Raw genomic sequence first — 14,866 nt, forward strand, 5'->3', positions numbered from 1 at the left:
GTATGTTCGGGGCATGGACGAGCTGCAGCACCAGCTGAGCGTGATCGCGGAACCCAGCCGGTTCCGCATCGTGGAGCTGCTGCGGTCCGGCCCGCACAGCGTCGGCGGCATCGTCGACGCGCTCGGGATGGCGCAACCGCACGTGTCACGGCACCTGCGGCTGCTGGCCGAGGCGGGTCTCGTCGACGCGACCCGGCAGGCGCAGCAGCGCATCTACCGGCTGCGACCCGAGCCGCTGCGCGACATCGGCGCCTGGGCGCAGAGCTTCGCCGTCCTGTGGACCGAGCGGCTGGACCGCCTCGGCGACTTCCTCGACGACACCGACCCGAACGGAGACCGCACGTGAGCGCCGACGGCATCGTCATCGACGAGCAGAACAACACCCTGACCATCGCGCGGCGCTACCCCGCGGCGGCCGGCCGGGTGTGGGCCGCGTGGACCGACCCGGTCGCTGTCGCCCGCTGGTGGGGACCGCACGGCTGGACCACCACGGTCGAGCGCATGGACGTCCGCCCGGGCGGCCAGTGGCGCTTCTCCATGGCCCCCGACGACGGTTCGGCCGACGCCGTCCACATCGTCGTCACGTACCGCGAGGTGCGGCCGCACGAGCGGCTGCGCTACCTCGACCAGTTCGCCACCGCGGATTGGACCATCACCGGCGACGGCGTATCCACCGACGTCGCCTTCACCGCCGACGGCACCGGCACCCGGGTCGCCATCACCGCCGTGTTCGCCGACCGCGACGCCCTGCACCAGGCCGTCGCACTCGGTATGGCGGAGGGCTACCAGGAGGCGCTGGCCCGCCTCGGCACGATTCTCTGAAGGAGTCACCATGAAGAACCTGACCTCCAAGGACGGCACCACCATCGCGTATGAGACGACGGGCTCGGGCCCTGCCGTCATCGTCATCAGCACCGTCGCCGAGGACCACACCGGCGTCGCCGGCATCGCGGCCGAGTTGGCGAAGCACTTCACCGTCGTCAACTTCGACCGGCGCGGCCGCGGCGGCAGCGGCGACCCGCAGCCGTACGACCCGGCCCGCGAGATCGACGACATCGAGGCGCTCATCGACACCGTCGGCGGGCGGGCGGCGCTGGTCAGCGGCTCGGCCGGCGGCATCCTCGCGCTCGACGCCGCCACCGCGCTCGGGCCCAAGGTCACCGGCCTGCACCTGTACGAGCCGCCGTTCATCATCGACGACGCCCGGCCGCCGGCGCCCGACGGCTACGTCGCGCACCAGGAGGCGCTGGTCGCCGCCGGCAAGCGCAGTGAGGCGGTCGAGTACTTCATGAGCGACGTGCTGCTGGTGCCGGCCGAGTGGATCGCGGGCATGAAGCAGGATCCGTCGTGGGACGCCATGGCCGCGCTCGCGCACACCTACGCCTACGACGGCCGCATCGTCGAGGGCCTCCTGTCCGGCCGGCCGCTCCCCCGCGACCGCTGGTCCACCGACGCGCCGATCCTGGTGCTGGTCGGCGAGAACAGCGAGCAGTTCTTCCTCGACGGCGCCCACGCGCTGGCCGACGTCCTGCCCGCCGTCACCGTCGAGACGCTGCCCGGTCAGGACCACGGCGCGTTCTGGCTGGCCCCCGACGCCGTCGCCGAGTCCGTCCGCGCCTTCCTGACCCGCTGAGCGGTCGACGGGGGCGGCCCCCGCGCGGGGGCCGCCGCCGGCTCACTGGCATCGCCACCGATGGGCGGCCACTTCACGCGCGGCGGGTGCACGTGTGACGTCGACGGCCTGGGACGTCTTCGATGGCCAGAATCGTCCAACGGCGCCCGGAACACGACTCCCGCCATCGAAGACGATGGCGGGAGTCGAGGACACCAAACGGTGCACCGGCAGGAACGGTGCACCGGGCGCGGGCCTGTGCCCGCACTTCCCTCGTCCCCGGCCCGGGGTCGCCGCCGGCCGTCTGCCGTGACCCGTCAGTCGGTGCCGAACTCCATGGCGGCGCGGTCGAGCATGGCGTCGGAGTCGACCTCGCCGCGGGACGCGATGGCCTCGGCGCCGCCCTCCGGCAGCTCCCCCACCAGGTGCGTCGCGCCGATCAGCTCCGCGTGCGTGCTGCCGACCATGCCGAGCCCGGCGTACTGCTCCAGCTTGGCGCGCGAGTCGGCGATGTCGAGGTTGCGCATGGTGAGCTGGCCGATGCGGTCGAGCGGGCCGAACGCGGAGTCCTCGGTGCGCTCCATCGACAGCTTGTCCGGGTGGTAGCTCAGCGCCGGGCCCGTGGTGTCGAGGATCGAGTAGTCCTCGCCGCGCCGCAGCCGCAGCGTCACCTCGCCCGTCACGGCCGAGCCGACCCAGCGCTGCAGCGACTCGCGCAGCATGAGCGCCTGCGGGTCGAGCCAGCGGCCCTCGTACATGAGCCGGCCGAGCCGCCGACCCTCGTTGTGGTAGTTGGCGACGGTGTCCTCGTTGTGGATGGCGTTGACCAGCCGCTCGTAGGCGGCGTGCAGCAGCGCCATGCCGGGCGCCTCGTAGATGCCGCGGCTCTTGGCCTCGATGATGCGGTTCTCGATCTGGTCGGACATGCCCAGCCCGTGCCGTCCGCCGATGGCGTTGGCCTCGAGCACCAGCTCGACCGGGCTCGCGTAGGTCTGGCCGTTGATGCTGACGGGGCGGCCCTGGTCGAAGCCGATGGTGACGTCCTCGGCGGCGATCTCGACGGCCGGGTCCCAGAACCGGACCCCCATGATGGGGTCGACGGTCTCGGTGCCGTTGTCGAGGTGCTCCAGCGTCTTCGCCTCGTGCGTCGCGCCCCAGATGTTCGCGTCCGTCGAGTACGCCTTCTCGGTGCTGTCGCGGTACGGGAGATCGTGCTCGCGCAGCCACTCGCTCATCTCGCGCCGGCCGCCCAGCTCCCCCACGAACGCGGCGTCGAGCCACGGCTTGTAGATGCGCAGGTTCGGGTTCGCGAGCAGGCCGTAGCGGTAGAACCGCTCGATGTCGTTCCCCTTGAACGTCGACCCGTCGCCCCAGATCTGGACGTCGTCCTCGAGCATCGCCCGCACCAGCAGCGTGCCCGTGACCGCCCGGCCCAGCGGCGTGGTGTTGTAGTAGGCGCGGCCGCCGGAGCGGATGTGGAACGCCCCGCACGTCAGCGCCGCCAGCCCCTCCTCCACCAGCGCGGCGCGGCAGTCGACCAGCCGGGAGATCTCGGCGCCGTACAGCTTCGCCCGCCCCGGCACCGACTCGATGTCGTCCTCGTCGGCCTGACCGAGGTCGGCGGTGTACGTGCACGGGACGGCGCCCTTGTCGCGCATCCACGCCACCGCCACGGAGGTGTCGAGGCCGCCGGAGAACGCGATGCCGACCCGCTCGCCGGCGGGCAGGGAGGTGAGCACTTTGGACACGAGCAAAAGTATGCAGGACTCCGCATGACTATGCAAGCGATGACTCGGGTGATCTGGCCCACCCCGGCTGGCGTGAGGCTCTTCGGCACACGACATCCGGACGAACCATGGCTGGCCCGGGCTGTGATCGGCAAGATGATCTGGTGACCTATCCCTCGTGGAGCTACTTTCCACGCAATGTCAGGCCGCCAGCGTGGGCAGAGAGCTTGATCGAGGCCGTGTCCCTCAGCGTGCCGAGATCGACACAGCACCGGTACGCGATGCCGATTCCGATCGCCTGACGAGCGACTTCGTGCTGGCGCGACTCCGGGCATCCATGGAAGAGCTCGGGTACGAAGTGGAATCGGGCAAGAGCACCGGCCAGAAGATCACGCGCCCAGTCCTCTTCGGCGACGATGGGAGGCCTGAGGTCTCCTACGACATCGACGCCTTCCACAACAGCCTCGGAATCGCAGTGGAAGTCGAAGCCGGCCGAGGCTCCAACGGAAACGCCGACTGTCGCGACATCGTCCGCACGTCACTCCTTCTGGACGCGCGCTACTTCGTTCTCTTCATGCCCATCACGTACCGATTCAAGAGCAGCGGGCGCATGCACGAGGTCCCGGGCTATGCGAAGACGCGTGGCCAACGATCAGAAGCCCGCCGCGTCGGGAGGGAGTTTCCCTCGCTCCAGCGGGCCGAACTCCCACCCGACGACCCGTCAAGGTCGAGTTGCTACCGCCAGAGCAGTAGTAACTCGACCTTCACACCGCTGGGCCGGAACCTCAGTCGTCGCCGGGGGCGGGGTCGGGCAGGGCCGGGTGCTCCGTCGGGTACAGGCCGGCGACGAAGCCGAAGACGGTGTCGCCGGACCGTTCCAGCGTGCTGAACTCGCGGACCAGCTCGAGGACCTTCTCCCAGAACTCCATCCCCCGCTCGCGCGGGATCCGGGCGTGCCGGTGGATGCTCATCATCACGTCCGCCTCGTACGCGGCCCGCGCCTCGGCGGCCGCGACGGAGAGGTCGTTCTCCCAGATGACGGGGTGGTCGATCCTGCCGATGCGGAACAGCCGGGCGGTGCGGCCGTAGTAGCGCTCGTCGATGGCCCGTACCCGCCGGGTCCGGACGACGCGCAGCATGCCGGCGTCGACCAGGACGCCGACGTGGTGGGCGACGGTCGACTTGGGCCGCCCGACGGCGGCGGCCAGCTCGGTGACCGTCGCGGCACGCTCGAGGACGAGATCGAGAATGGTCGATCGCAGCGGGTCGGACATCGCGCGCAGCTGCGCCGGCGCCGTGACGACGGCCTGGTCGTCCAGGTCGTAGTCGGGCATCGCGCGATCGATCGACATTTCCGGTCCGTTCCACTAGGTTGGATTTATCCGTAGATCTGGATCATAACCCGAGAGGCGAACCATGCACATCGTTCTGATCCCCGGCCTCTGGCTGGACGGGTCGTCGTGGGACCGGGTGATCCCCGTCCTCGAGCGGGCCGGCCACACGACGCATCCGCTCACGCTGCCCGGCCTGGAGTCCCGCGACGCCGACCGGTCCGCCGTCACGCTGCGGGACCACGTCGACGCGATCGTGGCGGCGGTCGACGCGGTGCCGGAGGACGAGGGCGAGGTGCTGGTCGTCGGGCACTCGCTCGGCTCGGGGCTGGCCTACCTCGCCGCCGACGCGCGGCCGGGCCGCGTCGCCCGTACCGTCTACATCGGCGGGTTCCCGGCGAGGGACGGCGAGCCGCTCGGCGGGTTCGCGGCCGAGAACGGCGAGATCCCGCTGCCCAGCTGGGAGGACATCGGCGAGGACGACCTGAAGGACCTCGACGACGCCGCCCGCGCCGACTTCCGTGCCCGCGCCGTCCCGTCGCCCGAACGGGTCACCACCGACCCGGTCCGGCTCACCGACGAGCGCCGCCACGACGTCCCGGTCACCGTCATCTGCCCGGAGTTCTCCGCGGCCCAGCTGCGCGCCTGGATCGACGGTGGCGAACCGTCCGTCCAGGAGTTCACCCGGCTGCGCGACGTCGAGTACGTCGACCTGCCGACCGGGCACTGGCCGCAGTTCAGCCGTCCCGACGACCTCGGCCGCGCGATCAACGAGGCGGCGGCCGAGTGAGCGACGTCGACGAGCACGGCCGTCCCGAGCCCTCGGTCGACGGCGACGAGCTGCGCACGCTGACCGGGTTCCTCGACTACCAGCGCGCCACGCTGGCGTGGAAGTGCCGCGGCCTCGACGCCGCCGGCCTGAACACCACCGTCGGCGCGTCGACGATGACGCTCGGCGGGCTGCTCAAGCACCTCGCCTACGTCGAGGACGACTGGTTCACGTTCTGGCTGTTCGGCCGCGAGCGCAGCGCGCCCTGGAACACCGTCGACTGGGCCGCCGACGACGACTGGGACTGGAATTCCGCCGCCGACGACACGCCGGAGCAGCTGTTCGCGCTCTGGGAGGAGTCGGTCCAGCGGTCCCGGGCGAACCTGGCCGAGGCGATGGCGAACGGCGGGCTGAGCCGGCCCGCCGACCGGGCCTGGCGCGACGGCCGCGCGGCCAGCCTGCGCTGGATCCTGACGCACATGGTCGAGGAGTACGCGCGGCACAACGGCCACGCCGACCTCATCCGCGAATCGGTCGACGGCAGCACCGGGGAGTGACCATGCCCGAGCCGATCACCATGCGCGCCTTCCACACCGACGACCGCACCGGCGACTGGCGGGTGGTCGGCGACGGCGCCACCGCAGTCTTCCGCACCGGGTCGTTCGCGGCCGGCGCCCGGCTGGTCTCGGCGATCGCGGCCGCGGGCGGCGCCGGGCCGCACCATCCGGACGTCGACCTGCGGCACGACACCGTCACCGTCCGGCTGCTCACGGAGACGCCGGACTACATGGGCATGACGACGGACGACGTCGAGCTGGCGGTCCGGATCTCCGAGCTGGCCCGAGAACAGGGCCTCACCGCCGATCCGACGCTGATCCAGACCGTCCAGGTGACCATCGACGCGCTGGTCAGCGCGGACGTCATGCCGTTCTGGGCGGCCGTGCTCGGCTACGAGCGACGCGCCGACAGCCCCGACGAGGACCTCATCGACCCGCGCTGGCGCGGCCCGTCCATCTGGTTCCAGGACATGGACGCGCCCCGTCCGCAGCGCAACCGATTCCACCTCGACGTCTGGGTGCCGCCGGAGCTCGCCGAGGCGCGCGTCGCGGCGGCGCTCGCGGCCGGTGGCCGGCTGGTCCGCGACGCGGCGCCGACCTGGTGGACGCTGGCCGACGCCGAGGGCAACGAGGTCGACGTCACCTCGGCCGCCGGCCGCGACTGACCAGGCCGGCGACGGGGTCAGCGCTGCAGATCCGCCGTCTCGTCCACGTCGTCGACGTCGTAGACGGGGCCGGCGTCGCGGCGCACCCGGGCCCGCTCCCGCGCCGCCCGCGGCTCCTCGTACTCGACGGTGACGCCGGGCCGGCCGGACTCGACCAGGAACTCCGCCGCCGTCCGCACCGTCGCGCCCTCGGGCTGCCAGACGGTGTCGACCAGCCGCAGCGAGCTGAGCATCCGCTCCGGCGTGACGTCGCAGACGACGTAGCCGCGCTGGTTGTCGAAGTACTTCCAGTGCGGGCTCTCCTCGGCGATCGGCCGATAGGTGTTCTGGAAGGCCACCGGGTCGGAGTTGCCGCCGGACGAGATCGACGTGCCGGTGATCTCGGCGCCCACGACCGGCGACGACGGGTCGTCGAAGTCGGGGTGCAGGTCGGCGACCCACGTGCAGTGCCGGTCCCCCGTCAGCACGACCGGGTTGGTGACGGCGTCGTTGCCGAACAGCTCGAGCAGCCGGCGGCGCTCGACGCGGTAGCCGTCCCAGTTGTCGAAGTCGAACGTGTCGACCTCGCCGGCCGTGCGGTCGTTCTGCGCCCACATCACCTGGTTGGCCAGCAGGTTCCACCGCGTGCCGCCGTCGGTGAGGCCGCCGGCGAGCCAGCGCTCCTGCTCGTCGCCGGTCATCGTCAGCGGCGCGGTCTCGGCCTGCTCGAGCGTCGACGGCTGGTCCGAGCGGTACTGCCGGGTGTCCACGACGTGCAGGTCGACGAGATCGCCGAACCGCAGCCGCCGGTACAGCTGCAGGTCGAGGCCGCGCGGACGGGAGCCACGGCGTAGCGGCAGGTGCTCGTAGTACGCCTGGAAGGCGGCCTGCCGGCGGGCCCGGAACGCTTCGGGCGTCTGCAGGTCGGGGTCCTGCGGGATCTCGTCGGCCCAGTTGTTGTCGACCTCGTGGTCGTCCCAGGTGACGATCCAGGGAAAGGCGGCGTGGGCGGCCTGCAGGTTCGGGTCGGAGCGGTACTGGGCGTGCCGGTTGCGGTACTGGATGAGCGACAGCGGCTCGCCGGTGCCCTCGTGGGTGCGCACGGTGGTGGTGCGCGGCACGGACTCGTAGATGTAGTCGCCGAGGAACGCGACGAAGTCGACATTCTCACCAGCAAGATGGTGATAGGCGGTGAAGTAGCCGTCCTGCCAGTTCTGACAGCTGGCGAACGCGAACCGGACGGCGGCGACGGAACCGGCCGGCGCCGTCTTCGTGCGGCCGGTCGGCGAGACCTGGCCGCCGGCACGGAAGCGGTAGGCGTACTCGGCGCCAGGCCGCAGGCCGTCGACCTCGGCGTGGACGCTGTGGCCCTGCTGCGGGAGCGCGACGGTGCGGCCGCTGCGGACGACGCGGGTGAACGTGTCGTCCTCGGCGACCTCCCACTCGACGGCGAACGGGCGGTCCGGCATGCCGCCACCGTTCAGCGGGTCCGGCGCGAGCCGCGTCCACAGGACGACGCCGCCGGGCAGCGGGTCGCCGGACGCGACGCCGAGCGAGAAGACCCCGTCCGGCAGCGCGCCGCCGGTTCCGGGCGGCGCCGCATGCGCGCCGTCGACGCGGATCAGGGTGGGGACGGACGCGGCCGCGGCGGCCGCGCCGAGGCCGGTGACGAACAGACGACGGGACAGGGGACGCTGGGGGGAGACATCCATGGGTTCACGCTTCCCGCAGGGGGTTAACGGGGAGTGTGACAGGACGTGACGGTCAGCTGAACGTCCTCAGACTGCCCCGGGCGGCGCGTCGGGGACGCCGAGCAGGGGCCCGGCCAGCTGACCGGCGACGGCGTCACTCCGTTCGCGCAGCATCCGGCCGCTTGCCTGGATCGTGCGCTGGTAGGTCGGACGGACGTACGACCGCGAGAGCGGACCGCCTGGAGGGTCGTCCCGGGCGGCGGCGCTCCAGAGCCGGTCGAGGTACAGCGAGAGCGACCACTCCACGTGGGTCGCCGATCCGCTGCGCTCGCCGGCGAGGACCAGGACCGTGCGGGTCAAGCCGCGTACGAGGACCGGGTCGAGCAGCCGGACCTCCGGCTCCCCTCGCGACCGTTCCCGCCCGTCCGGACGCCGGGGGGTCGTACCGCGCCCGCAGAGCAGGCTGATCGTTCCGTCCGCGGCGACCGTCAGGACGAGCAGGTCGTCCTCGTCGACCCGGCCGGCGCGGACGCCGTGCGTGAGCCAGACGCCGTCACCGTCGGCCTCCCAGTCGAGCCGGCCCAGGCCGGGCCAGAACTCGTCCGCACCGTGCGCGCCGAGGAGCCGCTCGACGGCGGCGGCAAGCCGGGCGGGGTGCGGAACCAGGTCGCTGGACGCCTTCGGCCGCGCGACCAGGTACAGGTGCCCGTTGTGCCGGTTCCCCACCGGCACCGGGTCGGCTGCCATCAACCGGCGCAGCTCATCGGTCAGGCGGCCCGACCTGAATCGCTCCCGCGACTTCGGACTGCGACGATGTCGCACGATCAGCACGCTGGCCAGCGCTGCCACTCCGATCGCCAGGTACGCGATCGGGGCGGGCCGCGGGTAGGCGCGGACGCCGGCGAAGGCGACGGCGCCCAGCAGCGCCACCGCCATCCCCACGTTCGGCCCAACGACGGGCGTGACTGCGTCCACGGTCCAGGACCGGAACTCGCGGGCGGTGCTCACCGCGAACCCGATGGTCATGAGGCCTATACCCGCGGCAAGCAGGGCTATCGCGGCGTTGACGGGCACGGCGAACCGCGGATGAAACTCGCTCTCGAGGGCGACGCCGGACGGCAGCCGCAGCCCCAGCACCTCCGGGCCCTCGAAGACCGCGGTGACCCGCCCGCCAGTGCGCAGTTCATCGTCAGGAGGCTGGGAACGGATGGACGCCTCCGGGCGCACCGGGTACGGCCAGTCGCCCGGGACGGCCAGCTCCCAGGTCCGCGTCCCTGCCAGCCAGTTGCCCGCGTCGGTCCGGACGTCGACAGTCAGCACCGTGCGCTCCGTCAGACAGCCGCGGGCGAAAGCCTGCTCGCAGACCGGTGTGCCGGCGGCCGGCCGCGCGTGGACGGAGGCGGTGATGGCGGCGAACAGCGCGCCGACGAGCAGAGCGAAGATGCCGAGGACGAGCAGCGTCCGGGGCCGTCCCAGGCTCAGCACCACGGGCCCCACCCCCCGAGACGTCAGGGTACCGGCCGGACCCAGGGGCCGGGGATCTCGTACCCGAGGACAGCGGTCCGGCACCACAGGTGGAGGACCCGCACCGGCCGCGGTTCCTAACGTGCTGGTCATGACGATCCTGCTGTCCGACCCGCGAGTCGCCGCGATCCCCGTCGAGGACGAGGGCGAGCCGCTGGTCGAGCTCACCGCACCGTTCGGCCCGGCCCGCGCGCGGGTGCGGGTCTCCCTCGCCCAGCGGCTGCTCCTCGCCCACGGCCGCCTCCCCGACGGCATCGGGCTGCGGGTGGTCGAGGGGCACCGCAGCATCGCCGACCAGCGCGCGATCATCGCCCGGTACGCCGCCGAGCTGTCCGCCGTCCACCCGCACCTGCTCGACGACCTCACCGAGCTCGAACGTCTGACCAGCCGGTTCGTCTCCCCCGTCGCGGTGGCGCCGCACGTGGCGGGCGCGGCCGTCGACCTCACGCTGGTCGGCCGGGACGGGCGGGAGCTGGACCTCGGCACGCCCATCGACGCGACGCCGGAGCAGAGCGACGGCGCCTGCTACTTCGCGACGCGCGACATCTCCGCCAACGCCCGCGTCCACCGCGCCCTGCTGGCCGACGTCCTCGGTTCGGCCGGGCTGGTGAACTACCCGACCGAGTGGTGGCACTGGAGCTACGGCGACCGCTACTGGGCACTGACGACGGGCGCGCCGGCCGCGCTGTACGGCCCGATCGGCGCGCACCTGGTGGCCGCATGAGCGCCGCGACCATCGACGCGCACCCGCGGACCGCCGTGACCAACCGGGCCACGCTCACCGCCGACCTCGGCGCCGTCGCCGCCAACACGCGGACGATCGCCGCCCACGCGCCGGGCTCGGCCCTGATGGCCGTCGTCAAGGCCGACGGGTTCGGGCACGGCGCCGCGGACGTGGCCCGGACGGCGCTCGCCGCGGGCGCCACCCGGCTCGGCGTCACCAGCGTCGACGAGGCGCTGGACCTGCGCTCGGCCGGGGTGGGCGCGCCGATCCTCAGCTGGCTGAACCCGGCCGACGCGGACTTCGCCGCCGCCGTCGCCGCCGGGATCGACCTCGCCGTCCCCAGCCGCGCGCACCTGGACGCCGTCGCCGCTGCGGGGAGCGCGACGGCGCCGGGCGGCCCGGCGGCGGGCGCCGGCCCGGCCCGCGTCCACCTGCACCTCGACACCGGCCTGGCCCGCGACGGCGCGCCGCCGGCCGAGTGGGCCCGGCTGTGCAGCGCGGCCCGCCTCGCCGAGCAGCGCGGCCTGATCCGGGTCGACGGCGTCATGGGCCACCTGGCCTGCGCGGACGTCCCCTCCGACGGGTCCAACGCCACCGGCCGGACCCGGTTCGCCTGGGGTGTCGAGGTGGCCCGCTCGCTCGGGCTGCGCCCGCCGCACCGGCACCTCGCCGCGACCGCCGCGACCCTCACCGACCCGCGCACCCACCACACGCTGGTCCGCGTCGGCGCCGGCCTGTTCGGCATCGACCCGTCCCGGACGGTGCGGCTGCGGCCCGCGCTGACCCTGACCGCGCCGGTCGTCACCGTCCGACGGGTCCGGGCCGGCACGCCGGTCGGCTACGGGCACGCGTGGACGGCGCCGGAGACGACGCACCTGGGACTGCTGCCGCTCGGCTACGCCGACGGGCTGCCGCGGGCCGCGTCCGGACGGGCCGAGGTGCTGGTCCGCGGCCGCCGCCGGCCGCTGGTGGGGCTGCTGTCGATGGACCAGGCGGTCGTCGACCTCGGCGACGACGAGGTCGCGCCCGGCGAGATCGCGACGGTCTTCGGTCCGGGCGACGACGGTGAGCCGACGGCCGCGGACTGGGCCGGCTGGGCCGGGACGATCGAGCACGAGATCGTCACCGGCATCGGCCCGCGCGTCACCCGCGAACGGGTCGCCGCCCCGGCCGTCCTGCGGAGAGTCCGATGAGGGCCCGCGTGGCGGTGATCGGCGGCGGGCAGAACTGCGAGCACGACGTCTCGCTGGCCTCGGCGGCGGCCGTCGGCGAGGCGCTGGAGTCGGCCGGATACGCGGTCGTCCGGCTCACCATCGGCCGGGACGGCGCCTGGCGCCAGGGCGACGGCTGCCCCGTCGACCTCGCCGACGCGATCCACGTCCTGCGCACCTGCGACGTCGCCGTCCCGGTGCTGCACGGGCCGCGCGGCGAGGACGGCACGCTCGCCGCGCTGTGCGACGTGGCCGGCATCCCGTACGTCGGGTCCGGCGTGCTGGCCGGGGCGCTGGCCATGGACAAGTGGGCGACGAAGCTGGTCGCGGCCGACCTCGGGATCGCCACCGCGCCGGGCGTGCTGCTGACCCCGTCGACGGCGCCCGCCCACCGCTGGACCCACCCGGTGGTCGTCAAGCCGGTCGCAGCAGGCTCCAGCCAGGGCGTGACGCTCGCCGGCGACGCCGCGAGCCTCGCCGGAGCGCTCGACGCCGCGTTCGCGCTGGACCACCGCGTCCTCGTCGAGGACGTCGTCACCGGCCGCGAGGTCGACGTCGCCGTGCTCGGGCGGCCGGACGGGTCGCGCACCGTGGCGCCCGCGCTGGAGATCGTGGTGGACGGGCTGTTCGACTTCGCGACGAAGTACGGCGGCGGCGCCGACTTCCGCATCCCCGCCGACCTGGCCGACACCGAGCGCAAGGAGCTGGAGGACGCCGCCGTCGCGATGTTCGACGCGCTCGGCTGCGCGGGCGTCGCCCGGATCGACTTCTTCCTGACCGCGGACGGGCCGGTGCTCAACGAGGTCAACACGATGCCCGGCTTCACCGAGCAGTCGCAGGTCCCGAAGATGTTCGCCGCGGCCGGGGTCTCGTACGCCGAGCTGCTCGACCTGCTCGTCCGCGACGTGCTCGGATGAACCGGCGAATCGGCGTGGTAGGTACGACCCTCCCCGTTCGGGTGGGTGGCCCACCCTACGGGCGGGCACCGACAGCGACGCGAACGCCGGCTCCGGCGTCGTCATCGCCGCACCCACCGGTCCCGGCACGCGCGGCGTGGTTCCATTACGGGGACACGCCCGCACCGACCTCGCCGGAGGCCCGACCATCGCCGCGCTCCCCCCACCTCGCCGCTCCCCCCGCGGCGGCCCGGCGCCGGGCGGCGACGCCGTGACGACCGATCTGCGGGCGTGGGTGCCCGACATCGTCCTGGCGGCGATCGTCGCGTTCCTCGGGTTGTACGAGGCGGCGACGGCGTGGGGGCTGCCACCGCACCGGGCGGAACTGGCGTTCGTCGCGGTCGGGACGGCAGCCGCGGTCGGGCTGAGCCGCCGGCTGCCGGCCGCCGCGCTGGCGCTGGTGTGGGGCGTGTGCGGGCTGCAGTTGCTGGCCGGCATCGATCTCATGCTCGTGCAGGTGACGATCGCCGCGGTCGCGTTCGGGACGGCGCGCTGGGGCAGCGCGGTGACGGTGTGGCTGAGCGCACTGTCCATCCCGCTCGCCGCGATGATCGTCATCGCCATCGTCAACGCGCGCGGGCTCGGCGGGCTGGCCGAACTGGCCGGCAACGAGAGCGTCGTCGACACCGTCCGCGAGCTCAGCACGACGTGGCAGCTGACCGCCGCGTTCATCGGGGCGGCGGCGCTCGGCGCGCCGTGGCTGGCCGGGCTGGCGTTGCGGTTCGGCGACCGCGCCCGCTCGTCGCAGGCGTCGCAGGAGGCCGCCGAGGAGGACGCCGCGCGCGCCGTCAGCGAGACCGAGCAGGCCCGCGAGATCGCTCGTCTCCGCGAAGACCAGGCGCGGCTGGCCAACGACGTGCACGATGTGGTGGGACACTCGCTGGCGGTGATCCTGGCGCAGGCCGAGTCCGCCCAGTACCTCGACGACACCGACCCGAAGGCGCTGAAGGACACCATGGCGAAGATCGCGACGTCGGCGCGGACCTCGCTACGCGACGTCCGGCAGGTGCTGGCCGACACCCAGCAGCCCACCGCCCAGCCGGCCGGGCTCGACACCCTGGTCGACGGCGTGCGCGCGAGCGGGCACGAGGTGGTGTCGACGGAGATCGGGACGCCGCGGCCGCTGCCGCCGGAGCTGGAGGTGGTCGCGTTCCGGGTGCTGCAGGAGATGCTCACCAACGCGATCAAGCACGGCCGCCGCGACACCCCCGTCCAGGTCGAGCGGCACTGGGAGGGCGAGCTGCGCATCGAGGTCCGCAACGTCGTCGCGCCGTCGCCGTTCGTCGCGAGCGAGGCCAGCGGTGGCGCCGGGCTGGACGGCATGCGCCGCCGCCTCGAGTCCGTCGGCGGCCGCCTCGACGTCCGCCGCCGCGACGAGGACGGCACGTCGACGTTCACCGCCACGGCGTGGGTGCCCGTGCGGGCGGGCGGCGCATGACCGCTGACATCGGCGTGCTCCTGGTCGACGACCAGGAGCTGTTCCGCGAGGGCGTCCGGGTCATCGTCGACGCGCAGGACGGCATGACGGTGGTCGGCTCGGCCGGCGACGGGCTCGAGGCGGTCCGCCTGGTCGACGAGCTGTCCCCTGACGTCGTCCTCATGGACATCCGGATGCCCGACATGGACGGCGTCGAGGCGACCCGGCAGATCTTTCTGCCGGACCGGGTGGCGCGCCGGGCCGCGCCGGTGCGGGTGGTCGTGCTGACCACGTTCAACCTGGACGACCGGGCGGCGACGGCGATCCGGTACGGCGCCAGCGGGTTCCTGCTCAAGGACACCACGCCGCTGCAGCTGCGCGACGCGATCCGGACGGTGCACGCGGGCAACGCGGTGCTGGCGCCGCAGGATCTCGCGACGCTGCTGGACGGCCAGTTCCGGTCCCGCACCGCGGTGCCGTCGGCGTACCTGTCGCTGACGGACAAGGAGCGCGAGGTGTTCACGGCGGTGGCGCGCGGGCTGTCCAACACCGAGATCGCCGGCCTCGTCTTCGCCAGCGAGTCGACGGTGAAGACGCACGTCGGCGCGATCCTGCGCAAGCTGGCGCTGCGCGACCGCGTCCAGATCGTCGTCTTCGCGCACGAGCACGGTCTGCTCGACCAGCCGTAAGCGCGTCGCAAGCG

Annotated in this window: 15 protein-coding genes; 11 read left to right on the plus strand and 4 right to left on the minus strand. The window is 73.3% G+C overall.

Annotated elements, in window-relative coordinates; all coding sequences use genetic code 11:
• The first annotated feature begins 13 nt into the window (after positions 1 to 13).
• Genes ACW62_RS27145 through ACW62_RS27155 form a run of 3 tightly spaced genes read left to right on the plus strand, consistent with a single transcriptional unit; the run spans position 14 to position 1,633 of the window.
• On the plus strand, positions 14 to 346 hold the full coding sequence (locus ACW62_RS27145) for an ArsR/SmtB family transcription factor (RefSeq protein ID WP_053207253.1): 333 nt from the start codon (positions 14 to 16) through the stop codon (positions 344 to 346).
• On the plus strand, positions 343 to 822 hold the full coding sequence (locus ACW62_RS27150; protein ID WP_053207254.1) for an SRPBCC family protein: 480 nt from the start codon (positions 343 to 345) through the stop codon (positions 820 to 822). The genes ACW62_RS27145 and ACW62_RS27150 overlap by 4 nt, the downstream gene beginning before the upstream one ends.
• A 10-nt stretch (positions 823 to 832) precedes the next feature.
• Positions 833 to 1,633 (plus strand): alpha/beta fold hydrolase, encoded by an 801-nt coding sequence (locus tag ACW62_RS27155; protein WP_053207255.1) that lies wholly within the window; start codon positions 833 to 835, stop codon positions 1,631 to 1,633.
• A 296-nt stretch (positions 1,634 to 1,929) separates the two neighbouring features.
• Here the strand turns inward: ACW62_RS27155 and argG are convergent, their stop codons facing one another.
• Together argG and ACW62_RS27165 are read right to left on the minus strand one after the other, a co-directional pair.
• Positions 1,930 to 3,360, minus strand: coding sequence for an argininosuccinate synthase (gene argG, locus ACW62_RS27160; RefSeq protein WP_053207256.1), 1,431 nt, complete (start codon positions 3,358 to 3,360; stop codon positions 1,930 to 1,932).
• Positions 3,361 to 4,124: 764 nt separating this feature from the next.
• Complete coding sequence (locus ACW62_RS27165; RefSeq protein ID WP_053207257.1) at positions 4,125 to 4,691, minus strand: ArsR/SmtB family transcription factor; 567 nt, start codon at positions 4,689 to 4,691, stop codon at positions 4,125 to 4,127.
• Between the two features lie 64 nt (positions 4,692 to 4,755).
• Here ACW62_RS27165 and ACW62_RS27170 point away from each other — a divergent pair, with 64 nt between their 5' ends.
• Genes ACW62_RS27170 through ACW62_RS27180 form a run of 3 tightly spaced genes read left to right on the plus strand, consistent with a single transcriptional unit; the run spans position 4,756 to position 6,661 of the window.
• Positions 4,756 to 5,460, plus strand: a complete 705-nt coding sequence (locus ACW62_RS27170) for an alpha/beta fold hydrolase (protein WP_053207258.1) — start codon at positions 4,756 to 4,758, stop codon at positions 5,458 to 5,460.
• Positions 5,457 to 5,996 carry a DinB family protein gene (locus ACW62_RS27175; protein WP_053207259.1) on the plus strand — a complete coding sequence of 180 codons (540 nt, stop codon included), beginning with the start codon at positions 5,457 to 5,459 and terminating at the stop codon, positions 5,994 to 5,996. Before ACW62_RS27170 ends, ACW62_RS27175 begins: the two co-directional genes overlap by 4 nt.
• 2 nt (positions 5,997 to 5,998) lie before the next feature.
• Entirely contained in the window at positions 5,999 to 6,661 is a 663-nt protein-coding gene (locus ACW62_RS27180) for a VOC family protein (protein WP_083460220.1), read from the plus strand.
• Positions 6,662 to 6,678: 17 nt separating this feature from the next.
• On the opposite strand, the gene ACW62_RS27185 is transcribed toward ACW62_RS27180, so the two are convergent.
• Both ACW62_RS27185 and ACW62_RS27190 read right to left on the minus strand, forming a co-directional pair.
• Entirely contained in the window at positions 6,679 to 8,352 is a 1,674-nt protein-coding gene (locus ACW62_RS27185; RefSeq protein ID WP_083460221.1) for an alkaline phosphatase D family protein, read from the minus strand.
• Positions 8,353 to 8,418: 66 nt separating this feature from the next.
• Positions 8,419 to 9,819, minus strand: coding sequence for a hypothetical protein (locus ACW62_RS27190; protein ID WP_053207260.1), 1,401 nt, complete (start codon positions 9,817 to 9,819; stop codon positions 8,419 to 8,421).
• 127 nt (positions 9,820 to 9,946) lie between these two features.
• On the opposite strand from ACW62_RS27190, the gene ACW62_RS27195 reads away from it, so the two are divergent.
• The 5 genes from ACW62_RS27195 (at position 9,947) to ACW62_RS27215 (ending at position 14,852) form a co-directional block, all read left to right on the plus strand.
• The gene (locus ACW62_RS27195) at positions 9,947 to 10,579 is read left to right on the plus strand and encodes a M15 family metallopeptidase (RefSeq protein WP_053207287.1); all 633 of its coding nucleotides are present in this window, start codon (positions 9,947 to 9,949) and stop codon (positions 10,577 to 10,579) included.
• Positions 10,576 to 11,772 (plus strand): alanine racemase, encoded by a 1,197-nt coding sequence (gene alr, locus ACW62_RS27200; protein WP_053207261.1) that lies wholly within the window; start codon positions 10,576 to 10,578, stop codon positions 11,770 to 11,772. Before ACW62_RS27195 ends, alr begins: the two co-directional genes overlap by 4 nt.
• The gene (locus tag ACW62_RS27205; protein WP_053207262.1) at positions 11,769 to 12,707 is read left to right on the plus strand and encodes a D-alanine--D-alanine ligase family protein; all 939 of its coding nucleotides are present in this window, start codon (positions 11,769 to 11,771) and stop codon (positions 12,705 to 12,707) included. The genes alr and ACW62_RS27205 overlap by 4 nt, the downstream gene beginning before the upstream one ends.
• A gap of 250 nt (positions 12,708 to 12,957) precedes the next feature.
• On the plus strand, positions 12,958 to 14,184 hold the full coding sequence (locus tag ACW62_RS27210) for a sensor histidine kinase (RefSeq protein WP_053207263.1): 1,227 nt from the start codon (positions 12,958 to 12,960) through the stop codon (positions 14,182 to 14,184).
• Positions 14,181 to 14,852, plus strand: a complete 672-nt coding sequence (locus tag ACW62_RS27215) for a response regulator (RefSeq protein ID WP_053207288.1) — start codon at positions 14,181 to 14,183, stop codon at positions 14,850 to 14,852. Before ACW62_RS27210 ends, ACW62_RS27215 begins: the two co-directional genes overlap by 4 nt.
• Positions 14,853 to 14,866 lie beyond the last annotated feature (14 nt).

It is taken from the genome of Jiangella muralis (assembly GCF_001270745.1).
GTDB lineage: Bacteria > Actinomycetota > Actinomycetes > Jiangellales > Jiangellaceae > Jiangella > Jiangella muralis.

What these genes read in the sequence shown, in the direction of transcription:
- ACW62_RS27155 (WP_053207255.1), top strand. Translation starts at nt 833, where the DNA reads ATGAAGAACCTGACCTCCAAGGACGGCACCACCATCGCGTATGAGACG.
- ACW62_RS27185 (WP_083460221.1), bottom strand. Translation starts at nt 8,352, where the DNA reads ATGGATGTCTCCCCCCAGCGTCCCCTGTCCCGTCGTCTGTTCGTCACC.
- ACW62_RS27180 (WP_083460220.1), top strand. Translation starts at nt 5,999, where the DNA reads ATGCCCGAGCCGATCACCATGCGCGCCTTCCACACCGACGACCGCACC.
- ACW62_RS27215 (WP_053207288.1), top strand. Translation starts at nt 14,181, where the DNA reads ATGACCGCTGACATCGGCGTGCTCCTGGTCGACGACCAGGAGCTGTTC.
- ACW62_RS27205 (WP_053207262.1), top strand. Translation starts at nt 11,769, where the DNA reads ATGAGGGCCCGCGTGGCGGTGATCGGCGGCGGGCAGAACTGCGAGCAC.
- ACW62_RS27170 (WP_053207258.1), top strand. Translation starts at nt 4,756, where the DNA reads ATGCACATCGTTCTGATCCCCGGCCTCTGGCTGGACGGGTCGTCGTGG.
- alr (WP_053207261.1), top strand. Translation starts at nt 10,576, where the DNA reads ATGAGCGCCGCGACCATCGACGCGCACCCGCGGACCGCCGTGACCAAC.
- ACW62_RS27165 (WP_053207257.1), bottom strand. Translation starts at nt 4,691, where the DNA reads ATGTCGATCGATCGCGCGATGCCCGACTACGACCTGGACGACCAGGCC.
- ACW62_RS27145 (WP_053207253.1), top strand. Translation starts at nt 14, where the DNA reads ATGGACGAGCTGCAGCACCAGCTGAGCGTGATCGCGGAACCCAGCCGG.
- ACW62_RS27195 (WP_053207287.1), top strand. Translation starts at nt 9,947, where the DNA reads ATGACGATCCTGCTGTCCGACCCGCGAGTCGCCGCGATCCCCGTCGAG.